Here is a 23,440-nt window from a genome sequence, read left to right as displayed (position 1 = left end):
AAGATTTTTTTAATTATTCATTCAATAAGAGTTACACCTGTAACATGAACCTATTTCCTACTTCATATTCTCATTTTTCTACAACTCGTTCCCTCGATTTCGCTTACATTTACCTTACATTTTTGTAAGATAAAAAAGAAAACACACTAATTTCTAATAGTGTGTTTTCTTTACAATCAATATTTTCTATTCTTTATTTCTTCTTCAATAGTTGCCACAAATACATCTAGTGCAATAACTTCTGACTTCTCTTCCCCATATTTACGTACATTTACAGCTCCGTTTTCCATTTCCTTATCTCCAATAACAAGAACATACGGTACTTTTTGCATTTGTGCTTCTCTTATTTTATATCCTAATTTTTCATCTCGTGCATCTTGTTCAACACGAACTCCAGCTTGTGCTAATTTAAGTGCAATCTCATTGGCATATTGTTCATGTACTGCATTTGAAACTGGAATTACTTTCACTTGAACTGGTGCCACCCATGCCGGGAACGCACCTCCAAAGTGCTCAATTAATATTGCTAAGAAGCGATCTAATGACCCTAAAACTGCCCTGTGAATAACAACTGGTCTTTTCTTTTCATTATTTTCATCTATATAATTTAAATCAAATTTCTCTGGCATTTGGAAATCAAGCTGGATTGTTCCGCACTGGTGACTTCTATTTAAAGCATCTTTAATATGAAAATCAATTTTCGGCCCGTAAAATGCACCGTCACCTTCATTTAGTCTATATTTATAATTTAGCGATTGTAATACATTTTCTAATGCTGCTTCTGCTTGCTCCCATAATTTATCATCACCCATTGAGTCTTCTGGACGAGTAGAAAGCTCTACTTCATATTCGAATCCAAAAGTTTTATATACGTAATCAATTTGCGCCATTACTGATTTAATTTCATCTTCAATTTGTTTTGGAGTTACAAATAAATGTGCATCATCTTGGCAGAAAGTACGTACTCTTAATAATCCGTTTAAGGCACCACTAAATTCATGGCGATGTACTTGACCAAATTCACACATACGAATCGGTAATTCACGATAAGAATGCAATTTATTTTTAAACATAAGCATGTGCCCTGGGCAGTTCATCGGTTTTAATGCAAAACTTTTATTATCTACTTCAGAGAAATACATATTATCTTTATAATGTCCCCAGTGCCCTGATCTCTCCCATACTTCTTGGTTCATCATGAACGGAGTGCGTACTTCTTGATAATTGTACTCTTTTTGAATTTCTCTTAAAAATGCTTCCAATTCGTTACGAATCATTTGTCCTTTCGGTAAATAAAATGGCATTCCCGGAGCCTCTTCAGAAAACATAAATAACTCAAGCTCACTGCCTAACTTACGATGATTTCTTTTTGCTGCTTCTTCAACGAAATGTAAATACTCTTCTAATTCTTTTTGAGAAGAGAATGCAACACCATATATGCGCTGAAGCACTTGGTTATTACTATCACCTCGCCAATATGCACCGGAAACGTGAGTTAATTGAAATGCTTTCAAATAACCTGTAAATGGTAAATGTGGTCCTCTACATAAATCTACAAATTCACCTTGTTTATATAGTGTTACACTTTCCCCACTAGGAATTGCTTCTAAAAGTTCTAATTTCAAGCGATCGTTCATTTCTTGAAACAGTTTTGCTGCTTCTTCTCGAGAAACCTCAACTCGTTCTATCTTTATATTTTCATTTATAATCTTTTTCATTTCTTTTTCTATTTTCCGTAAATCTTCTACGTTTACACTACTTGGAAGATCCATATCATAATAAAATCCATTTTCAATAACAGGCCCTACTCCAAGATTTATATCACCATACAATCTTTTTACAGCTTGCGCTAAAATATGTGCCGCAGAGTGTCTTGCAATTTCTACACCTTCATTTGAATCTATAGTAATGATTTCTACTTCCGCATTTTCTTCAATCTTTCGGCGTAAATCATATAATCCATCATTTACTTTCCCCACGACTGCTTTCTTTTTCAAACTACTGCTAATGGATCCCGCAATTTCTTCTAAAGTAACTCCATTTACAAATTCTTTCACGCTACCATCTGGAAATTTAATTTCAATCATTTGTTCTTTCATTTTTCATCTCTCCATTTCATAATAAAAAGCACACTCATCCCTAACATAGGGACGAGCGTGCTTTTACCCGTGGTTCCACCCAGATTCCCATCACAAAATGCAATGGCTTCTTTTACGGTAACGTCGTTTATACGGCACTAGATACTTAATTTCCCCAGTGCAGCTCTAAGGTGGTAAGTTATTTTTCTGCGTTAGGAAGTTCTCAGCTTTCCTTCCTTCTCTGTATAACCGGGTAAAATAACTCGTGTCCTTTTCTTCGCTTATTATGAAATTGAATGCAAAAAAGCATATTCATCCCTAAATATAGGGACGAATATGCTTATATCCGTGGTTCCACCCAGATTCCCATCACAAAAAACATAATGGCTTCTTTTGCGATAACGTCGCATACACGGCACTAGATACTTAATTTCCCTAGTGCAGCTCTAAGGTGGTAAGTTATTTTTCTGCGTTAGGAAGTTCTCAGCTTTCCTTCCTTCTCTGTATAACCGGGTAAAATAACTCGTGTCCTTTTCTTTGCTTTTTGTAAAACATCCATTTATTGTTATTTAATATATCTTATTCATTTTATTTTTGCAAGTGTTTAAAAAAATTATTTATTTAATTAAAAAAGTGAAACCAAATTTTTTTGGTTTCACTTCACAATTTTACCAATCTTGTGGTTCGTAATTTAAATCTGCAAATAGACGTCTTTTCTCTTTCTTTGTTAAATCTCTCCACTGCCCAACCGGTAAATTATTCAATTCAATATTCATAATTCTCGTACGTTTTAACGTGTATACTTGATAACCTAAAGCTTCACACATACGGCGAATTTGACGATTTAGCCCTTGTGTTAAAATAATTTGGAACTCATATTTTGATAACTGTGTAACCTCACAAGGAAGCGTTTTTGTTCCTAAAATTTTAACACCCGCTGCCATTTTCTCTAAGAAATCAGGTGTAATTGGCTTATCTACTGAAACGATATATTCTTTCTCATGTTTGTTTTCAGCACGTAAAATTTCATTAACAATATCACCATCATTCGTTAACAAAATTAAACCGTCTGAGTCTTTATCAAGACGTCCAATGTGACTAATTCGTAAAGGATGGTTCACTAAATCGATAATATTACCTTTTACTGATTTTTCACTCGTACATGTAATACCTACTGGTTTATTTAAAGCGATATATACGTGATCTCGAGCAATTCGAAGCTGCTCTCCATTTACTCGTACATCATCACCTGGGTTCACTTGGTCACCAATTTTTGCAACCTTACCGTTAATAATTACTCTTCTCTCATTAATTAGTTTATCCGCTCCACGTCGAGACGCTTTTCCAGCTTCACTAATAAATTTATTGATACGCAAATTAGGCACATCCTTTTCTAAAAAAATTTCAAGCTCACACTGCTTCTACCGTACAATACAAAAGGGTAAGCCTCCTATTATAACTTAAATATATTAACATGAAAGGGTATATAACGTCTTCTATTAATTACTTGTTTATAAGAAAATATCTTTATTATACATTCATTTATACACTTTTTCAGCGTTTAATATACAAGCCATTCTTCCTTACATACAGCTTGTTTTCCTTTTATCTCTTCTATATCTTCATGAATATTAGCTAATTTATATAAATCTAGGAAAATCTCTTCCACATAATTTTGATGCGTCTGTTCATCTTTCCAATACGTTAACACTATGTAACGATTTTCATTTTTTAAAGACTTCCCAACTACTCCACCTAACATTCCTTTTGCTTTTTCCATTCCTTTATTCCAAATTGTTTCTTGCTTCTGTAAAAAATACTTTTCCTTTTCCACCTTTACATCACATATAGCAACTCTTACGAATGATCCTTCTGTAACAACGTCTTTCAAATGCGTATCAGTTATATCATACAACGTTTGAAATAATTCAATTTCACACGAAAGAAACGTATCCTCTTGATTACTATTTAAATAAATTGTATCGTGAGCACCATTCATAAATGATTGATATGTACTTCTATCTTCCCATAAAGTAAATACACATGCCTCATCTTCATACCATCCACCAAATTGTCCATGAAAACCATCTAGATGCCGTATATCACTCCATTTTTCTTGCGCATTTGAAAACAATTTCTTTTTCTCTTCTTCCACCTTACAGTAGATTGTTTTTAGTAACATTTTTAATTCCCCCTTTAGCATATAATTTATCTTCTTCTCACAATAATTAGTTCACATAATATTTTTATAATCACCCTAATACTCTTTATAGACATATAGAACTAATCATATTTATCACTACATCTATCAAAACATCTATCGAATTTAATTTCAAATGATTCAGAATAAAAAAAGATGTAACTCTTAATGAATTACATCTTTAGCTAATCTCCCTTATTCATCTTTTTCTCAAATAAATAATACGTAATTTCTCCCGGATAATGTACTACTGCTACCTTCCTTTCCCCTTTTTTAAAACTAACAGTATGCCCGTTTTCCCCTAAGTTCTCCCATCCATTTGCTTTTGTAATAGGCATTACACTTATATATTGATAGTCCTCTTCATTATCATCGTTAATATAGATTGCTGACATTGGCACTGGAAAATCTTTAATTTTAGATTCTTTGTCTACATATATGAGTGCAAATAAACCAACTAATAACATAGCCATTGAAATACTTAAAACCAGTTTTCTTCTATTCATTTTCACTAAAAACCCTCTCTTCTCGCATATAACTTTCATCATTTTACTAAATTTAATTATTCATGTATAGAAAAGACATAATTCAAATTATTTCTAACCTATTTTCTCTACTTTAAACAACATTATTGTTATATATTATAATTATAAGTTTTTAAATTTTGGAGGCGTTACATATTGCAGAAATTACTTTTTACTAAATGGACAGTTGTTATTTCTATTTTCATCATTTTCGGTACGATTTTCTATGTTACTAATGTTAAAAATAACAACGAAAAAGCAACTGTAGAAACAGCGGAGACAAAAACTTTCAAAACGAAATTACAACCTAAAATTCATGAATTGACTACTCATTATAATGACATCATCGAAAAAGATTGGTTACCTGCCTGGGAAGAGATTAACACGAATGGAGATTCAGTAGATCGAAATAAACTATTAGTTACAATGAGTGCTGTTTCCAAACAGTACGAAACAATTATGAACGAAATAGACACGCTTAAAATTGAAGAAAACATAACAGATATAGATATACAAAAACAACTACTTCAATTCACAACTCAGTTTAAATCCGCATCAAATTTCATGAAAAATGCAGCAAATTTGATTATAGACGGAGCAAATAACTCTACTTCAACCAATGAAACTATTGAAAAAGCAAAACAAGCTTTAGGACTTGCGGATCAACATATTGTCATCGCTTTATCTACTTTAAATGAAGTTGAAGATAAATTAGGACTTACAAAAAAATAAAACTATTTACTATTTTAAAATAAAAAATGATTGCAATTCACAATTTGTATGTCTATAATGTTTTTATTGATTTACAATCAATGTGTTTATAAATTTTATAATTCGGATGAACCATTCAGGAGAAGGTCTATTGATCTACCGACGGGGCAAAAAGTTGTTATACCAACTTTGAAACTCTCAGGTCTTGGTTACAAGTAGAACTGCATGGGGACGAATCTCTGGAGAGACTCCCTCTCGCTTTCATAGAGCGCGGAGGAAAACGAGCACCGAAGGAGCAAATCCGCTACTTTAGCGGATAATCTCTCAGGTAAAAGGACAGAGACAAGCGAAAGAAAAAGCCGATTGTATCGGTTTATTTTTCTATCCCTTGTTTCTCCAGAGACCATTTCATTTACTTGAAGTGGTTTTTATTTTTTCTAAAAAAGGAGAATAAAGATGGAGACAGTAAGTAAAGTATTAGAACAACTAAATCAATACGTGTGGGGATTACCAACTTTGTTGCTACTCGTTGGAACAGGTATCATTCTCACAGTGCGTTTGAAAGGTTTACAGTTTAGTAAACTATTATACGCTCACAAACTAGCGTTTAAAAAATCAGAAGATACTTCTTCTTCTGGAGATATTAGTCACTTCCAAGCACTCATGACAGCTATGGCCGCAACGATTGGTATGGGTAATATAGCCGGTGTTGCAACAGCGGTTACAATTGGTGGTCCTGGTGCAATATTTTGGATGTGGATTACCGCTTTATTCGGTATGGCAACAAAATATGCAGAGGCAATACTTGCAGTGAAATATCGTGTTAGTAATGAAAATGGTGAATATTCAGGTGGACCAATGTATTATTTAGAGCGTGGTTTAGGTAAGAAATGGCTTGCTATATTATTCGCTATATTTGGTACAACTGCTTCTTTCGGTATTGGTAATATGGTGCAATCTAACTCAGTTGCAGAGGCAATGCGAATTAATTTCTCTTTCCCTCCTGCTTTAACTGGTATAGTAATGTCATTTTTAATCGCAATTGTTATTTTAGGCGGTGTAAAAAAAATCGGGAAAGTGACGGGATATGTCGTTCCTATTAAAGCTTTCTTTTATATAATTGCTGGTCTTATAATTATTTTCTATCACTACGACCAAATTCCAGAAGCATTTTCACTTATTTTTTCTGGTGCATTTAATGGTACAGCAGCTGCTGGTGGTTTTATTGGGGCAACAGTTGCATCAGCTATCCAAATCGGAATGGCGCGTGGTGTATTTGCGAACGAAGCTGGTTTAGGGAGTGCACCAATTGCGGCGGCGGCGGCAAAAACCGATTCGCCTGCAAAGCAAGCTTTAGTTTCAATGACTGGTACTTTTCTAGATACGTTTATTGTATGTACAATTACAGGACTAGTATTAATTACTACAGGCGCTTGGAAATCAGGTAAAACTGGTGTTGAAGCTACAACACTTGCATTCCAATCTGTATTCGGTACTGCTGGTAGTATGATTCTCGGTATCGCAATTATTTTATTTGCCTACTCTACTATTTTAGGCTGGTCGTATTATGGAGAAAAATGTGTAGCTTATTTATTCGGAGAAAGTGCAGTTAAATATTATAAAGCAATCTTTATTTTCATGATTGCAATTGGTGCTAATTTAAAGCTAGGAATCGTATGGACATTTGCTGATATTGCAAATGGACTTATGGCAATTCCAAACTTGATTGGTCTGATTGGATTAAGTAGTATTGTTGTTGCTGAAACGAATCGCTTTTTACAAGCAGAGAAATTGAAAGAAAATAATAAAAAACAGGCAAGTTAATCTATGAAAAAAGGAATGACTCATACATGATGAGCATTCCTTTTTTCATCCCTTCTTTTACTTAATTACTATCATTAAAAATATATTTATATCAATATTTACTCCTTTTTATTCCTCCAAAAGTTTTTCACATAAATGTCATAAATCGTATGGTCTAACTATATAGTTGAAAAGGAATGCGACATTAAAGTGTCGCTGAAAAACTCATCCAAGAAAAGGGAGGAAAAATCTTTTGAAAAACAAAATCATTGTTTTCCTATCTGTTTTATCATTTATTATTGGTGGTTTCTTCTTTAACACGAATACTTCAAGTGCTGAAACATCATCTACTGATTATGTTCCTAACCAATTAATCGTTAAGTTCAAACAAAATGCATCTTTAAGTAATGTGCAATCTTTTCATAAATCTGTCGGAGCTAATGTCTTATCTAAAGATGATAAGTTAGGTTTTGAAGTCGTACAATTTTCAAAAGGTACTGTAAAAGAAAAAATAAAGAGTTATAAAAATAATCCAGATGTGGAATATGCAGAACCAAATTATTACGTTCACGCCTTTTGGACTCCAAACGACCCATATTTTAATAATCAATATGGATTACAAAAGATTCAAGCTCCACAAGCTTGGGATAGCCAACGAAGTGATCCGGGTGTAAAAGTAGCTATTATTGATACAGGAGTTCAAGGCTCACACCCTGATCTGGCTTCGAAAGTAATTTACGGGCATGATTATGTTGATAACGACAATACATCTGATGATGGTAATGGTCATGGTACACATTGCGCTGGAATTACTGGAGCACTTACGAATAACAGCGTCGGAATTGCTGGTGTTGCCCCACAAACTTCAATTTATGCTGTCCGCGTATTAGATAATCAAGGAAGTGGTACTCTTGATGCTGTAGCGCAAGGTATTCGAGAAGCTGCTGATTCGGGTGCAAAAGTAATTAGTTTAAGTTTAGGAGCTCCAAATGGTGGTACTGCATTACAACAAGCCGTTCAATATGCATGGAATAAAGGCTCTGTTATAGTTGCAGCTGCTGGAAATGCTGGAAATACAAAAGCTAATTACCCTGCTTATTACAGCGAAGTAATCGCAGTTGGTTCTACAGATCAATCAGATAGAAAATCTTCATTCTCTACTTATGGTAGCTGGGTAGATGTTGCAGCACCAGGTTCAAATATATATTCAACATATAAAGGAAGCACGTATCAATCATTAAGTGGTACATCTATGGCAACACCTCATGTTGCAGGAGTCGCTGCTCTTTTAGCAAATCAAGGATATAGTAATACACAAATTCGCCAAATTATTGAGTCAACTTCTGATAAAATTAGTGGTACAGGTACGTACTGGAAAAACGGTAGAGTCAATGCATATAAGGCTGTACAATACGCTAAGCAATTACAAGAAAATAAAGCTTCTTAAGAAAACTTTAATCAGTCGATCTACCATGAATGCGGAATAAAATAGAAGGAGAGACTTCTATAATTAAAGCCTCTCCTTCTTACAAACTATATTACTCTCCCTGCTTTTTAACCATATGTAAATACAGTACAAAATCCATCATTGTCGACGAATGACCAAGTTGACGGATCATCGCTGTTATATTTCCTCTATGATATGTACCATGATTTACGACATGTTGCACTAATTCTAAAATCGAAGTTTCTAATTTCCCTACATATGGATTCTCAATAACAAATACAGCATTCACATCTTGTATTGTAATTAAAAAATCTTTATATTGATTTGCCATGTTTTCAAACATTTTTTCTAATTCATGTAACGATTTAGTTTCAATTTGTTTTCGTAAATCTTCTCGGTCTTGTATTGCTTCATTCATACTTTTACCATGCAATATATGTAACCACACTTGATCTGTAATATAAATATGCACAAAAGTATCCTTAATGGATGGGAATACACTCTGTATCTGCTCATTAAAAATCGTCTCATAGTTTGGTAACTCTTTTAATCGATTGAATAATCTTGTATTGGCCCAAGCATGATAATCACACTGTTTTAATATATAATCTTTCAATTTATATTACCTCCTTATTGTATGAAACGAATGGTTTGTTTCTTCATTTCTGATTCTCTATCAGCCTTTGCAATCCCTTTTTCTTTCATTTCATGCTTATTTATCGTTTTATATTTTACATACGTATAAAATTCCGTTTGAAATGGAAATGGTGTAATCCGAATTGTTTCCTCGTCCACCCATTCAGCTTGAATAAGTTTCTCCTCTTCACTATTAAACATTTCTGTTCCTTCAAAACCATCTTTAAATAAATCAATTTCATCTTTCTTTTTGACACCAGGCTTATTGATACATACGTATAAAGAAAGTTCATCACAAAACTTTAATAATTTATAATGTTTATCGAACATCGCAAACTGTTCTTTTGTTAACGTTTTCAAGATTCTTTTTTGTCGTTCTAATTCATGTTTATAAAATGACATCATCTCTTCATCTTCCTCGTTTAGTGGAAATGATAAAAAATGTTTACTACAAAGCAATGCCCCGTATGGATTAGAATTTTCAATTTCATTCAAACCAATCGTATAAAAAACAAAACGTAATGGGCTTGGACAATCCATAAATGTATATGGAATATTTTTAGCATCATTCAAAATTGGTACTTTATCAAGCTCTATCCATCCTCTGTCATGCTCATATATTGCATCAACTGTTTCTTTTAAATATGTTTTACTTTCAAAAAAGTCTTCTTTTATATGTTTTGCAATCTCTCCAGCTAAAAAACCATGGTCATGTTGACGAATTAATATACTTTCCTTCTCATTTTTTTCACGAAAAATCATTCATATACTCCCCCTCATCCTCATACTAAAGCTTTTTATATGCATCGATTCTTAATTAATCCCTAAATAATAGAAGGGATTCAGTCTCTTGCAACGAAATTAACATAATTATATAGTATTCTATCTAATCATAGTGATAGCTTTATCTTTACTATCTATTATACTAAAACATTCATTCCAAAAATTTTTTTATGAGGTGAAAACATGAACAAAACAGAATTAATTAAAAACGTAGCTCAATCAGCTGATATTTCTCAAAAGGACGCTTCTGCAGCTGTACAATCCGTATTTGACACAATTGCTAATGCATTACAATCTGGAGATAAAGTTCAACTAATCGGTTTTGGAACTTTTGAAGTGCGCGAAAGATCTGCTCGTACAGGACGTAATCCGCAAACTGGCGAAGAAATTCAAATCGCCGCTGGTAAAGTTCCTGCATTTAAAGCAGGTAAAGAATTAAAAGAAGCTGTTAAATAAACAAGAAACCAGCCATTTTATAGGCTGGTTTCTTGTTTTTATTTAAGCAATTGCTTTATATTCTCTGCATGATACACTTCACAAATATAAAATACACATTTGCATTTACTTACAATTTGATACTTTCTAGTTGGATACACATTCGCTGTAACAGAACATCCATCAAACAATTCGATAATATTTCCAGATGGCTGATATCCTTCATATAATACATTTCTTCTTACTTCCATCTTTTCTATAAGCTTTTCAACAGGAATATTTCCACTCTCTAATTCACTCTTTATTGCGTCCGGTAAAAACGAAGTGTCTGCAAAAATTAGATTTTCAGATAACACCTTGCCTTTATAACTAACATTAGATACACGGTAAAGAAATGTTCCATCTTTATCAAAGAAATTCTTTGCTTCTTTCGGAATGTATTGTCTACCAAGTGCCTCTTGTTCAAGAACATCAAACTGAACTGTATCATTTAAAAGCTTTTCTAAAGCATGAATAGATGATGTATCTCCAGAAAATAAAATATTTTTAATTGCTTGTACGTTATAAGTGAATTCATTCTTTCTATTTTCCGCTACTAACATGAGGAACACCTCTTCTATAATTTTTTTATTTAAGATTTAAAAGTGCTGCCGCATCTAATTGCGTAATTTCAGTTACTTCCTTACTGAATATTGCAACAGAGGCCCTATAATCTAAACTAGGCTTTACATCTTCCATCATTGTATTATTTAATAACTCTTGTCTATCCTTAAAAACCAACAAGTTTGGAGGATCATTTGGAGCTGATACTGTAATATGTACTGGCGGAATCATTAGTCCTTCACCTGTCGCTTTCAGCACCGCTTCTTTTCGAGTCCAATATGTTAAAAATCCTTCTATTTTCTGTTCATTTGGCAGTTTCATAACTTGCGCTATTTCAATGTCTGTTAATACACCTTCTGCCATTTTCATAACATCTACATTTGGATTCATTTGTTCTACATCTATGCCAACAGGTGCAGATTTTGTAAAAGCAACGACAACCCACTCACCTGAATGCGAAACGGATAATTGCGGCATACCTTCTGGTAATTGTGGTCTTCCATGCTGCACTTTACATACTGAGCACATTCGATCAATTGGTACTTGGACTGGTGACATAGAAAGTATCTTACCGAGAACTAATCTACTTATTACGCAACCTATTATAAAACGAGCTCGATCTGCCGAATGATGATACGAATTTGCTTTCTCTCGCTCTATATCATTTAGTAAATTGTAATGCCATGATTGTAAATCCGAAATTCTTGCCCACCATATTTGACAATCATTCTCATTCAAAGTTGGAATAGAATCTACAACTTTACTTTCTATCATGTAAACTCTCCTTTATTCAACGAATATCAATTTTCATAAGAAAGCATGCGTATATTGTTATTCATTGACAAGTACTTTCTCTTTTTCTGATACAGATAATGTTTTTTCTTTCTTCTTTGACATTACCTCTTTATCGGAAATACGTAAAGAAAATAGTAGTGCTATGAGCAAAAATATTGCTGATCCAATTAATGCTGCTTGATATGGTAAAAAATCGGATTGAGCGTTATTACTTCCAAAACCAGCTAGTATACTAGCTAAAACAGCTACTCCTATTGCTGAACCTAATCGATTTTGCACATTGAATATAGTAGTAGCTCTCCCCATAGAAGGCGGCGTGATATTGTTAAAGGCAGAAAATTGAACCGCACCGACAGATTGACCTAAGAAAATACCGATACCAAACAATAATGCGCGGATTTGCCACGGATTCGTATCGTGATTTACAAAACTTAATAAAACAAAGATAACCACGGTACAAATTAATCCAATAGAAATTACCTTTCGCGCTCCTAATTTTTTATATGACCATGGCACAATTTGTGAAGAAATCATTAATCCAATCGCCTCTGGAAATGTCGTAAGTCCTGATTCCAGCGCGGAAACTCCTATCAAATTTTGATACATAAGTGGAAAAACAAATAACATTCCTAGTAAACCAGCTGATGAAAATAATGATATAAGACTCATCTTTCTAAACACTGGTTCTTTTAATAAACGTAAATCTAACATCGGTTGCTTTACTTTCAGTTCTACGATTATAAACAATGTAATGAATACCCCCCCAGCTATCCCAGTACTCATAATTTCTGGAGAAATCCACCCTTTTGATGGTCCCTGGCTGAGCGCATATATGAGCATCGCAAATCCTGGTGCTGATAAAATAAAGCCGAGCGAATCAAAGCGACCAGCTGATTTTTCAACATGCTCTGCTAAAAATAGAAGTCCAAATAGCAATGCAACGATTCCAAGCGGTAGATTAATATAAAATGCCCAACGCCAAGACATTTGATCTACAAAGAAACCACCGATGATAGGACCAATTGCTGGTGCTACAGCAATTGGAAGTATAATGAACCGAGAAATCTTCGGTCTTTCCTCTGGTGAAAATGTTCGAAATAACATTGCCATTCCGACCGGCGTTAAAAGCCCTCCACCAGCACCTTGAATAATACGGAAAATATTCAATGAAGTAATATCGTTAGCCATTCCGCATAAAGCAGAGGCAATTGTAAATACGAAAAGAGCAATTAAAAATACTCTTTTCGTACCAAATCGATCTCCTAACCAACCAGAAATCGGAAGGAAAACAGCTAAACTAACTAAATACCCAACATTAACCGTCCCCATTGCAGATGCAGGTACTTGTAGTTCTCTACTTATCGTTTGCAGTGCTACATTTACAATCGTTGCGTCCATCGCAGCCATAAACATCGCAGTTATATAAACGATACTTACAACTACTTTTGGATTTAGTTTTTCTTTCATTATCGTTTTCCTGCTAATGTTTTTTCGCGAACTTGATTACTTTTTGGATTCAAATCTTTCCAGTTATATTCAACATATTCTAAGCAGCTCTGCCTACTAGCTTCTTCATATACGATATTCCAGCCAATAGGTACATCGAGAAAAGCAGGCCAGAGAGAATACTGGCCCTCCTCATTTATTAATACTTTATATGTGTAATTATCATTTTCAAATGGATTCGTCATACTCTACTTACCCCTTTCTTATTCTGCAAATATTTCGCTAATACTTGTCCAATTTCCGTAAGCGGACCTGGCTGACATAGATCTTTATGTCTACAATCAATATCGTGCTGCACAATTTGCCCGTCTAAATAATTTAGCCACGTATTTGGAGAAATAGGATCAAACCAGTCTGGTATAACAGTAGATCTAAAGAACAGGATATCTCCGTTATAAACTTTCGGTACATATTTCCCTAACAACCCTACTGAATTTACATATGTTTCTTTCAAGTTCAATATAGTCTCTTCTTCAAGACTTGCTAATGCACTTCCATCTTTACGAAGGATTTCAACTGCACTTTCCATTGTAAGTGGTTTACCATCCATGTTATCTGGGTCATATCCGCCTAAAGCAAGTAATGCAATTAACGCTTCCTCTTCAGTAGGCGCTTCCGTATTCGGTAAGAAGTGTCCAGGATAAGAGTCAAGCATAACGAGTAATTCTACTTCTTCCCCTTCATTTTGTAATTGCGCCGCCATTGCATGCACAACATTTCCTCCAAGCGACCAACCTAATAAACGATATGGTCCATGAGGCTGTACTTCACGAACGTGTTTCAAGTAATCCGCCGCCATCTCCTCTAAACTTTTTGGAAGTTCTTCATTTTTAGCAATACCACGTGCTTGCACACCATAAATTGGATAATCTGTTCCTAAAGATTTCATAAGTCCTGCATAGCACCAACTTAATCCACCTGCTGGATGTACACAAAATAGTGGTAATTGATCCCCGCTTGCTCGTAATGGAAGCAACACATCAAGTGCACTTTGACCATTCCCCATCTCAAGTCTTTCAGCTAACCCTGCAACAGTCGGTGCTGCAAATAAAGTACCAATGTTTAGTTCCACTCCAAGCGCCTCTTTCATGCGGCTCATAAGCTGCACTGCAAGGAGTGAATGACCACCAAGATCAAAGAATCCGTCATCAATTCCAATTTGAGGTACACTTAGCACTTCTGTAAACAAGTCACATAACATTTCTTCTTGCGGTGTTCTTGGACCACGACTAGAAGATGATGCGATAAATGCTGGAGCTGGCAATGCCTTTCTATCTAATTTACCGTTTGGAGTTAAAGGTAACTCATTTACTACTACAAAAGCGTATGGAACCATATAATCTGGTAAACTACCACTAGCAAACTGACGCATTTCATTCGTATCAATTGCTTCATTATTTGATGCAACGATATAAGAAACTAACCGTTTATCCCCTGGTTGATCTTCACGTACAATAACGGCTACTTGCTCAGCTTTAGGGTGCTTCATTATGACTGCTTCTATTTCTCCTAATTCAATTCGGAATCCACGAATTTTGATTTGATGATCTGCACGTCCTATATAATCTAGCGTCCCATCATTACGCCAGCGAGCTAAGTCTCCTGTACGATACATTCTTGTACCTGGCTTGCCAAATGGATCTGCGATAAAGCGTTCAGCCGTTAATCCTGCTCTTCCTAAATATCCACGCGCAAGTCCTGCACCTGCAACATACATTTCTCCAACTACTCCAGGTGGGACTGGTTGTAAATAGTTGTCTAACACATACACTTTAAGGTCAGGTATACTGCACCCAATTAAACTATTTGCCCGTAAAGAGACGATAGTTTCATCTAATTCAATATAACTAACATGTACTGTCGTCTCTGTAATACCATACATATTAATAAGCTTTGGTGCGTTATGAGGATGTCGACTATACCAATCTTCTAAGCGACTTAGCTCAAGTGCTTCTCCTCCAAAAACAACATATCGTAAAGATAATTTTTGGCCAATCTCTTCATTTTCACGATCTGCTTGCATCAATTGGTAGAACGCTGATGGAGTTTGGTTTAAAACCGTAACCTTTTCTTTAACAAGAAGCTGTAAAAATTCTTTCGGCGAGCGACTTACAGTATGTGGGACTACAACTAAACGCCCTCCGTATAATAAAGGTCCCCAAATTTCCCAAACCGAGAAATCAAAAGCATATGAATGGAACATCGTCCAAACATCGTTTCCGTCAAACTGGAACCAATGATCAGTTGCTCCTAAAAGTCTCACTACATTTTGATGAGGTATCATAACGCCTTTCGGTCTGCCCGTTGACCCTGACGTATAAATAACGTAAGCAATATGTGATGGAGATAATGGCTTAATTCGTTCCACTTCATCAATATTGTCTTCACTATATTTCTCAACCTCTGCTATTACTTTCACATCATCAACTAAAACTTTTAGTGCCTCATTACATTCAATTTCCACTTCTGAATTCGTTAAAACACATGATGGTTTCGCATCGTGTAGCATAAATGAAATACGGTCTGCTGGGTAATCTGGATCTAACGGAAGGTATCCAGCACCAGCTTTAAGAACAGCTAATAAGCTTACAACCATGTTTAATGATCTTGGCATCGCTAAAGCAACGAGTTGATCAGGACCAATCCCTTTTGCTATTAGGAATCGAGCTATTTTATTTGCTTTTCTATTTAACTCTTCATAAGTTAATTTCTTATCTTCAAAGACAACAGCAATAGAATTTGGATTTATATGAGCCTGCTTTTCAAACAATTGTGGCAATGTCATTTCTGGTGCAATTTGAAAACCACCATTCCACTTTTCTAACACTGTATTTTTCTCTGCTAAAGTTAATATTTCTAATCTGCCAATGGATTGATCTGGATTTGTAGTTGCATCATCTAATAACAAAATGAATCGTTCTATTAGTTTTTGAACCGTTTCACGTTTATATAAATCGGTACTAAACTCTAGTAATCCATGTAAACCGTTCGGAGTACCATCAACCCCGTTACTCTCACTAATTTCAAATGTTAAATCAAATTTTGCAGAACCAACGCTTTGAATTTCAAGGCTCGCTTCTAAATCTGGTACATGAAACGTTGCTTCTGGTGTATTTTGAAAAGCTAACATAACTTGAAACAACGGATGGCTGTTTCGAGTACGTACTGGATTTAATACTTCAACAAGCCTTTCAAATGGAACATCTTGATTTTCATAAGCTGCAAGATTTACCTGCTTCACTCTATTTAATAATTCTTTAAAACTTGGATCTCCTGAAGTATTTGTACGTAACACTAATGTATTTACAAATAAACCAACAATATCTGAAAGTACATCATCATTTCTTCCAGCAATCGGACTTCCAATTGGTATATCAGTGCCTGCACCTAATCTTGTAAATAGTGCACTAAGCCCTGCTTGCAATACCATAAACAAACTAACTCCATTTTTACGTGCAAGCTCTACTAACCTACTATGCATACCTTCATCTATATGAAAATGAATTGTTTCCCCGCGGTAACTCGTCTCAATTGGACGCTGGAAATCTGTAGGTAACTCCATTTGGTCTGGTAAACCTTTAAGTTCTTCTTTCCAAAAATCTAATTGTGTTGAAATAAGACTCTCTTGTGTCGTTTCATCACCTAGCAATTGCTGTTGCCAAAGTGCATAATCTGCGTATTGAACTGGTAGTGTCTCCAGCTGAACTCTGTCACCTTGACTTCGCGCTTTATACGCCGCTGTAAAATCTCTCGTTAACGGCTGTAATGACCAGCCATCACCTACAATATGATGTAATAGAATTAATAATACATGTTCGTTTTCACTCATTGTAAAAAGTTGCAAACGAACTGCCGGCTCAAAATCGAGGTTAAAGCTATATCTTACCGCCTCTGAAAGTACACTTTCTAATTCATCTTTACATGTATTAGTTATAACCATTTCTAAATTTAAGTTTTCCATATCTAAAATTTTCTGATAGGAACTACCTAATACGTTAGGGAAAATTGTTCTAAGTGTTTCATGTTTCTCAACTACATCATAAAAAGCACCTTGTAATGCTTCCCGATTCAATATTCCATTCATACGAATGACTAGCGGAATATTATAAGTAGGACTTGGACCTTCTAAACAATTTAAGAACCATAACCTGCGCTGTGCAAATGAAAGTGGAACTTCATTTGGCCTACTTGCTTTCTGAATAGCTGGTCTTGCGCTTTTTGCATGGTTTAATTGTTTCGCCAGTTCGGCAACAGTTGGTGATTCAAATAGTTTCCCAATTCCTAATTCCACACTTAACGTTTCACGAATTCTTGCCATTAAACGAGATGCGAGAAGTGAATGTCCACCCATTTCAAAGAAATTATCATCAATGCCAATTCGAGAAACACCAAGTACTTCTGCAAATAAATCACATAATATTTCTTCTTTCGGATTTCTAGCAACTCTCTCATTGTTCATTCCATTAAAATCAGGAGCAGGTAATTTCTTTCTGTCAACCTTACCATTTGGCGTTAATGGTAATACTTCTAGCACAACAAATGTCGATGGTATCATATAATTCGCTAAACTTTCTGAAACATAAGAACGAATTTCTGAAAGATTAATCGGTTCCTTTTCTTCTGCAACGATATACGCAATGATGCGTTTATCATTTGCACGATCTTCTCGTACCATTACTACCGCTTGTTGAATATTTTCATGTCGTTGTAATACCGTTTCAATTTCAGCTAATTCAATTCGGAATCCACGAATTTTAATTTGATGATCTGCGCGACTAATGTACTCTAACGCACCATCACTACGCCATTTCACAAGATCTCCTGTACGGTACATGCGCTTCCCTGATTCTCCATAAGGATTTGCAACAAACCGTTCAGCTGTTAACTCAGGTTTTCCTAAATATCCGCTTGCAAGTCCTTCCCCTGCAATATATAATTCCCCAATAACTCCAGGTGGCACTGGTTGTAACCCTGCATCCAATACATACACTTCTGTATTGCAAATTGGTTTTCCAATAGGAGGTATGCCCTTTTCACCTTCATCAATGTTCATGAAAGTAGACCAAATCGTCGTTTCAGTTGGTCCATATAAATTAGTTATTGAGCAACCTAATTCTCGTAATTTATTTGCTAAATGCGCTGGAAGAGCTTCACCACCAACAAGTATGCTTAGCCCTTGTAGCTTCTCTGGATAATCAGTTACTAACGCCTGCCAAAGCGTCGGTGTAGCCTGCATAATGGTCACTCTTTCTTCATGTAAAAGTGTCGTTAATGCAGAAGGCTCTTGTATGTCTTCTTTTTGCGCAATTGTTAAACTTGCACCACTAATAAGAGGTAAATAAATTTCTAGTGCAGAAATATCAAATGCAAACGTTGTAACTGCTAATAAATGATCATTTTCATTTAATGAAAACTTTTGTTGCATAGCCATTAAAAAGTTACTTAAACCTCTCATAGGAACAATTACACCTTTTGGGTTTCCTGTTGAGCCTGAAGTATATATTGTATAGGCTGGGTTTAACAGTGATACATCATTCTTACATGCTATATTCATACGAGAATATGTATGTAACGCTAGTTTCGTTTCTTCGTCATCTAATACAATTTTTTTCATATCCTTTTCTATAACTAACTTAGATGAAACAGATGAATGTGTTATGATACAAACTGGTTTTGCATCATTTACTATATAAGTAACTCTATCTGCTGGGTATTCTGGATCTATTGGTAAATACGCTGCACCAGCCTTTAAGACTGCTAGCATACTAACTACCATTTCTATTGATCTAGGGAATACTAAAGCTACAAACTGATTTGGTCGTATTCCTTCTTCTACTAAATAATGTGCTAGTTCATTCGCTCGTTCATTTAGCTCTTTATACGTAAGGATTACACCGTCACAAGTAATCGCTAGTTTATTGGGATTTTTTTTCACTTGTTTTTCAAATGATATAGGCAGACTGATTAATTCATCGTCTTCCTTCGTTTCATTCCATTCCAATAAAACTTTATGATTTTCTTCAGGCAGAGTAATGTTTATTTTTCCAATCGACTCGTTTTTCTCATAATTATTTATTACTAATTCAAATAGATTCATAAATCTTTCTTTATGCAATGCTAGCTCCGCGTTATTATATACTTCAGGATTTGCATCAAAATGAATCATTATCTCATTTTGATCAAAACGTTTATATACATTTATCGATAAATCATCGACAGGTCCTGCTGATAAGTTATGCGTAATACCACGATTTCCAGCAAAATTAAGCCCGTAATCAAAAGGCATAACATTCACTAACGGTCCAAACAACCTTTGATTTTCACCTAGTAACTTTAAATCTCTTCTTAATTCCTCATGACGGTATTTATAATGGCGACGTACATCTCGGATTTCTTTAGAAACTTGCTGCAATAATTCCGCAAGAGTTATATTTGGAGTTACTGTAATACGAAGTGGAACTAAATTCATTACCATACTTGGTGTATGAATAGATACAGAACCTAGACGTCCCATCATCGGTAAACCTAAAACAATATCATTTTCACCTGTTAATTTATGCATATAAATACTTGTTACAGCCACAATGAATTCCGGCCAACTTGTTAACGAAATATTGATATCTTCTAGTAAAGTTTTCGTGCTAGAACTAGATAAATAAGCTGTTTCTCGTGAAAATCCATTTGATGTTCTCGGTGCTCGTTCTGCCAAACTTACAACTTCTGGGGCATCTGCAAACTTTTCTAACCAAAAAGTACGATCTTCCTGAAATTGTTTAGACTCACGATACTCAATATCTTCTTGCACGACTTTTGCAAGAGAACCAAATGGTTTTTCATTCTTGTTTGTTTCTTCTATAAGTGATGTATACTCATTCGCTACTTTTTGGCTAAGAAGTGAAAATCCATAGCCATCCATCACAATGTGATGGATGCGCTGATACCAAAAGAAACGATTATTTTCAACTTGAATAAGTGCTTCAGTAAATAAAGTATCTTTTTTCAAATCGACTGGCATAGATAAATCATTTTTCATCCATACTTTAGCAGCTTCTTCAGGATTTTCTTCTTTACGAACGTCAATAAAATGCATATGAAACTGTGATTCTTCAATAACTTGCCATGGGCCAATTTCATCCTCTTCGAAGCGAACATGAAGTGCTTCTGTTTCCATTACAACTTTACGTACAGCTAATTCAAAAATGTCTTGATGAATATTTCCGTTTATTTCTACATATTCCCCAGTATTATAAATTGGATTAAGCGGATCTAATTGTTGCGCAAACCACATACCAGACTGCGCAGATGATAACGAATGACGAATCTTTTGACTGTTAGGCATTCTTTACTACCCCTTTATTATGTAGTCTATTTGTTACAGCACCTGTGCTGTTTGTGAAGATAGTAAACTGTACCAACCTGCAACAGTTGGACGTTCTGCTAAATCTGCAAAAGTGATTTCTTTCCCTTCACGACGCCACTTCTCTACTAAACTCATAATTCTGACCGAATCAAGCCCTCTATTTAATAAGTCCTCATCAATATCAATACTCTCTACTGGCTCACGAAGTAGTTGTGCAACTAGTTCATGCACTTCCTGTATAGTGATTCCTTCACCCTCATCACCTTTTACACTTTGTAAATCTTTTAACAGTAGGTTTGTTGATGTCGTTACTGCACATCTATTAGATGCATACTCCAATGCTTGTTTATGATGCTCTAGTGAAAAATCAGCAACTGCATCTGCTACAAAGAACGGCTCTATACCATCCATAAATGCTTCACAAGCTGTTAAAAGACAGCCAATATGCGCATAAATACCGCAAATAATGAGTTGATCTCTTCCTTGTTCATTTAAAATTTCTAATAGATTTGTCTTTTTAAATGCACTATATCTCCATTTTGTTAGGAATATATCATCTTCATCAGGAGTAAGTTCATCAACAATTTTCTTTTTATCTGGTCCAGCAGGTATACCGTCACCCCAAAAGTCTTGTAATAAACCTCGTTGTTCTAACGTTTGCCCACCAGGTTGTGCTGTATAAACAACTGGTATACCAAGTTCCTTACATTTTTCTCTTATCATTTTAATATTTGAAACAAGTTCTACTTTTGGTGATTCTTTATCGCTATATGCATCAAGAAAATATTCTTGCATGTCATGAATTAAAAGTACTGCACGTTTCGGATCTGGTGTCCAATTCACTTTATTTTTCGGTAGTTCTGATTCAATTGGCATTTTATATACTGAAATAGATGGAATAGCCATCTAATCACTTCCTTCCGGTTTTTATTATTGTTTTACTGTAATAAGTTTTTCAGCAATGACTTTACGTAGTTCTTTTTTGCTGACTTTTCCGACTCCTGTTTGCGGAAATGATTCAATAAATTCAATTCGATCTGGAATTTTATAAGCCGCTATACCACGTTCTCTTAAAAACATTTTTAATTCACTTACTGCCGGAACTTGTCCGCGAGCTATAACAAAAGCACAGGTGCGTTCACCTAAATAATCGTCAGGCATAGATACAATTGCTACGTCATGGACCGCATCGTGTGCTAATAGATGATTTTCAACTTCTTCTGCAGCAACTTTCTCACCACCACGGTTAATTTGATCTTTATCTCTTCCTTCTACAATGATGTATCCTTGTTCATTTACTTTTACAAGATCACCTGTGCGATAAAATCCATCCTTTGTAAATGATCGTGCATTATGCTCTTCGGCTTTATAGTAACCACGAATTGTATATGGACCTCGTGTTAATAAACTACCTACTTCGCCCGGTTGTACATCGTTGTCATTTTCATCAACAACTCGTACTTCATCGAGTGCAGACATTGGTCTACCTTGTGTATGAATAATAATTTCTTCCGGATCGTCTAATCTTGTATAGTTCACTAATCCTTCCGCCATACCGAATACTTGCTGTAACGTACATCCAAATGTAGGGCGTATACGTCTTGCTACCTCAGCACTAAACTTAGCACCACCTACTTGAATAACCTCTAGGCTCGATAAATCGGTATTACGAGAAGATGCAGCATCAAGCCAAATCATTGCTAATGGCGGAACGAGCGCTGTAATTGTAACTTTTTCTTTTTCGATAAGAGCAAATGCCTCATCTGGACTACCACCAGTTGCCAATACCACTTTTCCACCCGCATAGAAAGTTCCAAATGTCCCTGGAGAACTCATTGGGTAATTGTGTGCTACTGGAAGAACTGCCATATAGACGCTTTCTGCATTCAAATTACAAATTTTAGCGCTAACACGTAAACTATAAATATAGTCATCATGTGTTCTAGGAATTAATTTAGAAAGACCTGTTGTGCCTCCTGATAATTGGAGAAACGCAACATCACTTGGCTGAACTTCTGGTAATGAGACGGGATCCATATACAGATCATTTATGTTCACAAACTCTTCTTCTTCTCCCACTACAATTACATGTTGTAAATTTGGCACTTTCTCTTTCACTTCTCTTGCTAGTTTTCGATAATCAAAACCGAGAGCCTTATCTGAAATAACGTAAGCGCTCGCCTCGCCAAAATCACAAAAATAACTAATTTCACTGCTTCGATGTGACGGCAGTGCAAAGACAGGAAGCGCTCCAATTCGAAATAGTGCAAAACATATTTCGAAAAACTCGATAATGTTAGGTAACTGGATTACAACTCTGTCCTCTTTCTTTATTCCTAAATTCAGTAAACCTGCTGCTAAACGATCTACCTTTTTATTAAGTTCACTATATGTTATATGCTTCTTACCACTTACAACCGCGATTTGATCTCCATATTTCTCAGCCCGCTCTCTTAACACTCCTCCAAATGTTTCACCAAGCCAACATCCTTCTTCTCGGTAACGATCGGCAAATTCTTTGGGCCATTCTGTATAACCTACTAGCATTCTTTCTTCCCC

17 protein-coding genes, 1 riboswitch and 2 other annotated features are annotated in these 23,440 nt (G+C 35.3%); of the genes, 4 read left to right on the top strand and 13 right to left on the bottom strand.

Going from position 1 to position 23,440, the window contains the following annotated elements; genetic code table 11:
* Nucleotides 1-176 precede the first annotated feature (176 nt).
* The 4 genes from thrS to ACTFRM_RS26210 form a co-directional block, all read right to left on the bottom strand.
* On the bottom strand, nt 177-2,099 hold the full coding sequence (thrS, locus tag ACTFRM_RS26225; protein WP_098771458.1) for a threonine--tRNA ligase: 1,923 nt from the start codon (nt 2,097-2,099) through the stop codon (nt 177-179).
* Between the two features lie 44 nt (nt 2,100-2,143).
* Nucleotides 2,144-2,365, bottom strand: a binding site (T-box leader).
* 36 nt (nt 2,366-2,401) lie between these two features.
* Nucleotides 2,402-2,625, bottom strand: a binding site (T-box leader).
* Between the two features lie 121 nt (nt 2,626-2,746).
* On the bottom strand, nt 2,747-3,454 hold the full coding sequence (rluF, locus tag ACTFRM_RS26220) for a 23S rRNA pseudouridine(2604) synthase RluF (protein ID WP_001222171.1): 708 nt from the start codon (nt 3,452-3,454) through the stop codon (nt 2,747-2,749).
* A gap of 185 nt (nt 3,455-3,639) precedes the next feature.
* Complete coding sequence (locus ACTFRM_RS26215) at nt 3,640-4,260, bottom strand: YdbC family protein (protein WP_137396827.1); 621 nt, start codon at nt 4,258-4,260, stop codon at nt 3,640-3,642.
* Between the two features lie 203 nt (nt 4,261-4,463).
* The gene (locus ACTFRM_RS26210; RefSeq protein WP_127063937.1) at nt 4,464-4,826 is read right to left on the bottom strand and encodes a hypothetical protein; all 363 of its coding nucleotides are present in this window, start codon (nt 4,824-4,826) and stop codon (nt 4,464-4,466) included.
* 132 nt (nt 4,827-4,958) lie between these two features.
* Between ACTFRM_RS26210 and ACTFRM_RS26205 the strand changes: the two genes are divergently transcribed.
* The 3 genes from ACTFRM_RS26205 (at nt 4,959) to ACTFRM_RS26195 (ending at nt 8,763) form a co-directional block, all read left to right on the top strand.
* Nucleotides 4,959-5,534, top strand: a complete 576-nt coding sequence (locus tag ACTFRM_RS26205; protein ID WP_322372816.1) for a hypothetical protein — start codon at nt 4,959-4,961, stop codon at nt 5,532-5,534.
* 208 nt (nt 5,535-5,742) lie between these two features.
* Nucleotides 5,743-5,863, top strand: a riboswitch (glycine riboswitch).
* Between the two features lie 106 nt (nt 5,864-5,969).
* Nucleotides 5,970-7,337 carry an alanine/glycine:cation symporter family protein gene (locus ACTFRM_RS26200; protein WP_000451037.1) on the top strand — a complete coding sequence of 456 codons (1,368 nt, stop codon included), beginning with the start codon at nt 5,970-5,972 and terminating at the stop codon, nt 7,335-7,337.
* 232 nt (nt 7,338-7,569) lie between these two features.
* A complete protein-coding gene (locus ACTFRM_RS26195) occupies nt 7,570-8,763 on the top strand; it encodes a S8 family peptidase (RefSeq protein ID WP_000790938.1) in 1,194 nt (397 codons plus the stop codon).
* A gap of 91 nt (nt 8,764-8,854) precedes the next feature.
* Here ACTFRM_RS26195 and ACTFRM_RS26190 read toward each other — a convergent pair whose 3' ends face one another.
* Together ACTFRM_RS26190 and ACTFRM_RS26185 are read right to left on the bottom strand one after the other, a co-directional pair.
* Nucleotides 8,855-9,379, bottom strand: coding sequence for a DinB family protein (locus tag ACTFRM_RS26190; RefSeq protein ID WP_000656267.1), 525 nt, complete (start codon nt 9,377-9,379; stop codon nt 8,855-8,857).
* A 14-nt stretch (nt 9,380-9,393) separates the two neighbouring features.
* Entirely contained in the window at nt 9,394-10,161 is a 768-nt protein-coding gene (locus tag ACTFRM_RS26185) for a DUF3891 family protein (RefSeq protein WP_440043766.1), read from the bottom strand.
* A 204-nt stretch (nt 10,162-10,365) separates the two neighbouring features.
* Between ACTFRM_RS26185 and ACTFRM_RS26180 the strand changes: the two genes are divergently transcribed.
* The gene (locus ACTFRM_RS26180) at nt 10,366-10,638 is read left to right on the top strand and encodes an HU family DNA-binding protein (RefSeq protein WP_001043905.1); all 273 of its coding nucleotides are present in this window, start codon (nt 10,366-10,368) and stop codon (nt 10,636-10,638) included.
* A 38-nt stretch (nt 10,639-10,676) separates the two neighbouring features.
* Here ACTFRM_RS26180 and ACTFRM_RS26175 read toward each other — a convergent pair whose 3' ends face one another.
* Genes ACTFRM_RS26175 through ACTFRM_RS26145 form a run of 7 tightly spaced genes read right to left on the bottom strand, consistent with a single transcriptional unit; the run spans nt 10,677 to nt 23,428 of the window.
* Nucleotides 10,677-11,219, bottom strand: coding sequence for a hypothetical protein (locus ACTFRM_RS26175; protein WP_000959125.1), 543 nt, complete (start codon nt 11,217-11,219; stop codon nt 10,677-10,679).
* Nucleotides 11,220-11,244: 25 nt separating this feature from the next.
* Nucleotides 11,245-11,994 carry a 4'-phosphopantetheinyl transferase Sfp gene (sfp, locus tag ACTFRM_RS26170; RefSeq protein WP_000573004.1) on the bottom strand — a complete coding sequence of 250 codons (750 nt, stop codon included), beginning with the start codon at nt 11,992-11,994 and terminating at the stop codon, nt 11,245-11,247.
* A gap of 57 nt (nt 11,995-12,051) precedes the next feature.
* The gene (locus ACTFRM_RS26165) at nt 12,052-13,482 is read right to left on the bottom strand and encodes an MDR family MFS transporter (RefSeq protein ID WP_088859493.1); all 1,431 of its coding nucleotides are present in this window, start codon (nt 13,480-13,482) and stop codon (nt 12,052-12,054) included.
* Nucleotides 13,482-13,706, bottom strand: coding sequence for an MbtH family protein (locus tag ACTFRM_RS26160; protein ID WP_000184055.1), 225 nt, complete (start codon nt 13,704-13,706; stop codon nt 13,482-13,484). Before ACTFRM_RS26160 ends, ACTFRM_RS26165 begins: the two co-directional genes overlap by 1 nt.
* Complete coding sequence (locus ACTFRM_RS26155; protein ID WP_001133911.1) at nt 13,703-20,860, bottom strand: amino acid adenylation domain-containing protein; 7,158 nt, start codon at nt 20,858-20,860, stop codon at nt 13,703-13,705. Before ACTFRM_RS26155 ends, ACTFRM_RS26160 begins: the two co-directional genes overlap by 4 nt.
* Before the next feature lie 33 nt (nt 20,861-20,893).
* On the bottom strand, nt 20,894-21,787 hold the full coding sequence (locus ACTFRM_RS26150; RefSeq protein WP_001007283.1) for an isochorismatase family protein: 894 nt from the start codon (nt 21,785-21,787) through the stop codon (nt 20,894-20,896).
* Between the two features lie 24 nt (nt 21,788-21,811).
* Nucleotides 21,812-23,428 carry a (2,3-dihydroxybenzoyl)adenylate synthase gene (locus ACTFRM_RS26145; RefSeq protein WP_000960125.1) on the bottom strand — a complete coding sequence of 539 codons (1,617 nt, stop codon included), beginning with the start codon at nt 23,426-23,428 and terminating at the stop codon, nt 21,812-21,814.
* Between the last annotated feature and the right edge of the window lie 12 nt (nt 23,429-23,440).

It is taken from the genome of Bacillus cereus group sp. MYBK227-1, from assembly GCF_051916325.1.
In the GTDB taxonomy this organism is placed as follows: Bacteria; Bacillota; Bacilli; order Bacillales; family Bacillaceae_G; genus Bacillus_A; species Bacillus_A cereus.
The sequence above is the reverse complement of the archived record's forward strand: the minus strand, read 5'-3'. Positions and strand labels throughout refer to the sequence as shown.

What these genes read in the sequence shown, in the direction of transcription:
- thrS (WP_098771458.1), bottom strand. Translation starts at nt 2,099, where the DNA reads ATGAAAGAACAAATGATTGAAATTAAATTTCCAGATGGTAGCGTGAAA.
- ACTFRM_RS26215 (WP_137396827.1), bottom strand. Translation starts at nt 4,260, where the DNA reads ATGTTACTAAAAACAATCTACTGTAAGGTGGAAGAAGAGAAAAAGAAA.
- ACTFRM_RS26210 (WP_127063937.1), bottom strand. Translation starts at nt 4,826, where the DNA reads ATGATGAAAGTTATATGCGAGAAGAGAGGGTTTTTAGTGAAAATGAAT.
- ACTFRM_RS26200 (WP_000451037.1), top strand. Translation starts at nt 5,970, where the DNA reads ATGGAGACAGTAAGTAAAGTATTAGAACAACTAAATCAATACGTGTGG.
- ACTFRM_RS26185 (WP_440043766.1), bottom strand. Translation starts at nt 10,161, where the DNA reads ATGATTTTTCGTGAAAAAAATGAGAAGGAAAGTATATTAATTCGTCAA.
- ACTFRM_RS26180 (WP_001043905.1), top strand. Translation starts at nt 10,366, where the DNA reads ATGAACAAAACAGAATTAATTAAAAACGTAGCTCAATCAGCTGATATT.
- ACTFRM_RS26175 (WP_000959125.1), bottom strand. Translation starts at nt 11,219, where the DNA reads ATGTTAGTAGCGGAAAATAGAAAGAATGAATTCACTTATAACGTACAA.
- sfp (WP_000573004.1), bottom strand. Translation starts at nt 11,994, where the DNA reads ATGATAGAAAGTAAAGTTGTAGATTCTATTCCAACTTTGAATGAGAAT.
- ACTFRM_RS26165 (WP_088859493.1), bottom strand. Translation starts at nt 13,482, where the DNA reads ATGAAAGAAAAACTAAATCCAAAAGTAGTTGTAAGTATCGTTTATATA.
- ACTFRM_RS26160 (WP_000184055.1), bottom strand. Translation starts at nt 13,706, where the DNA reads ATGACGAATCCATTTGAAAATGATAATTACACATATAAAGTATTAATA.
- ACTFRM_RS26155 (WP_001133911.1), bottom strand. Translation starts at nt 20,860, where the DNA reads ATGCCTAACAGTCAAAAGATTCGTCATTCGTTATCATCTGCGCAGTCT.
- ACTFRM_RS26150 (WP_001007283.1), bottom strand. Translation starts at nt 21,787, where the DNA reads ATGGCTATTCCATCTATTTCAGTATATAAAATGCCAATTGAATCAGAA.
- ACTFRM_RS26145 (WP_000960125.1), bottom strand. Translation starts at nt 23,428, where the DNA reads ATGCTAGTAGGTTATACAGAATGGCCCAAAGAATTTGCCGATCGTTAC.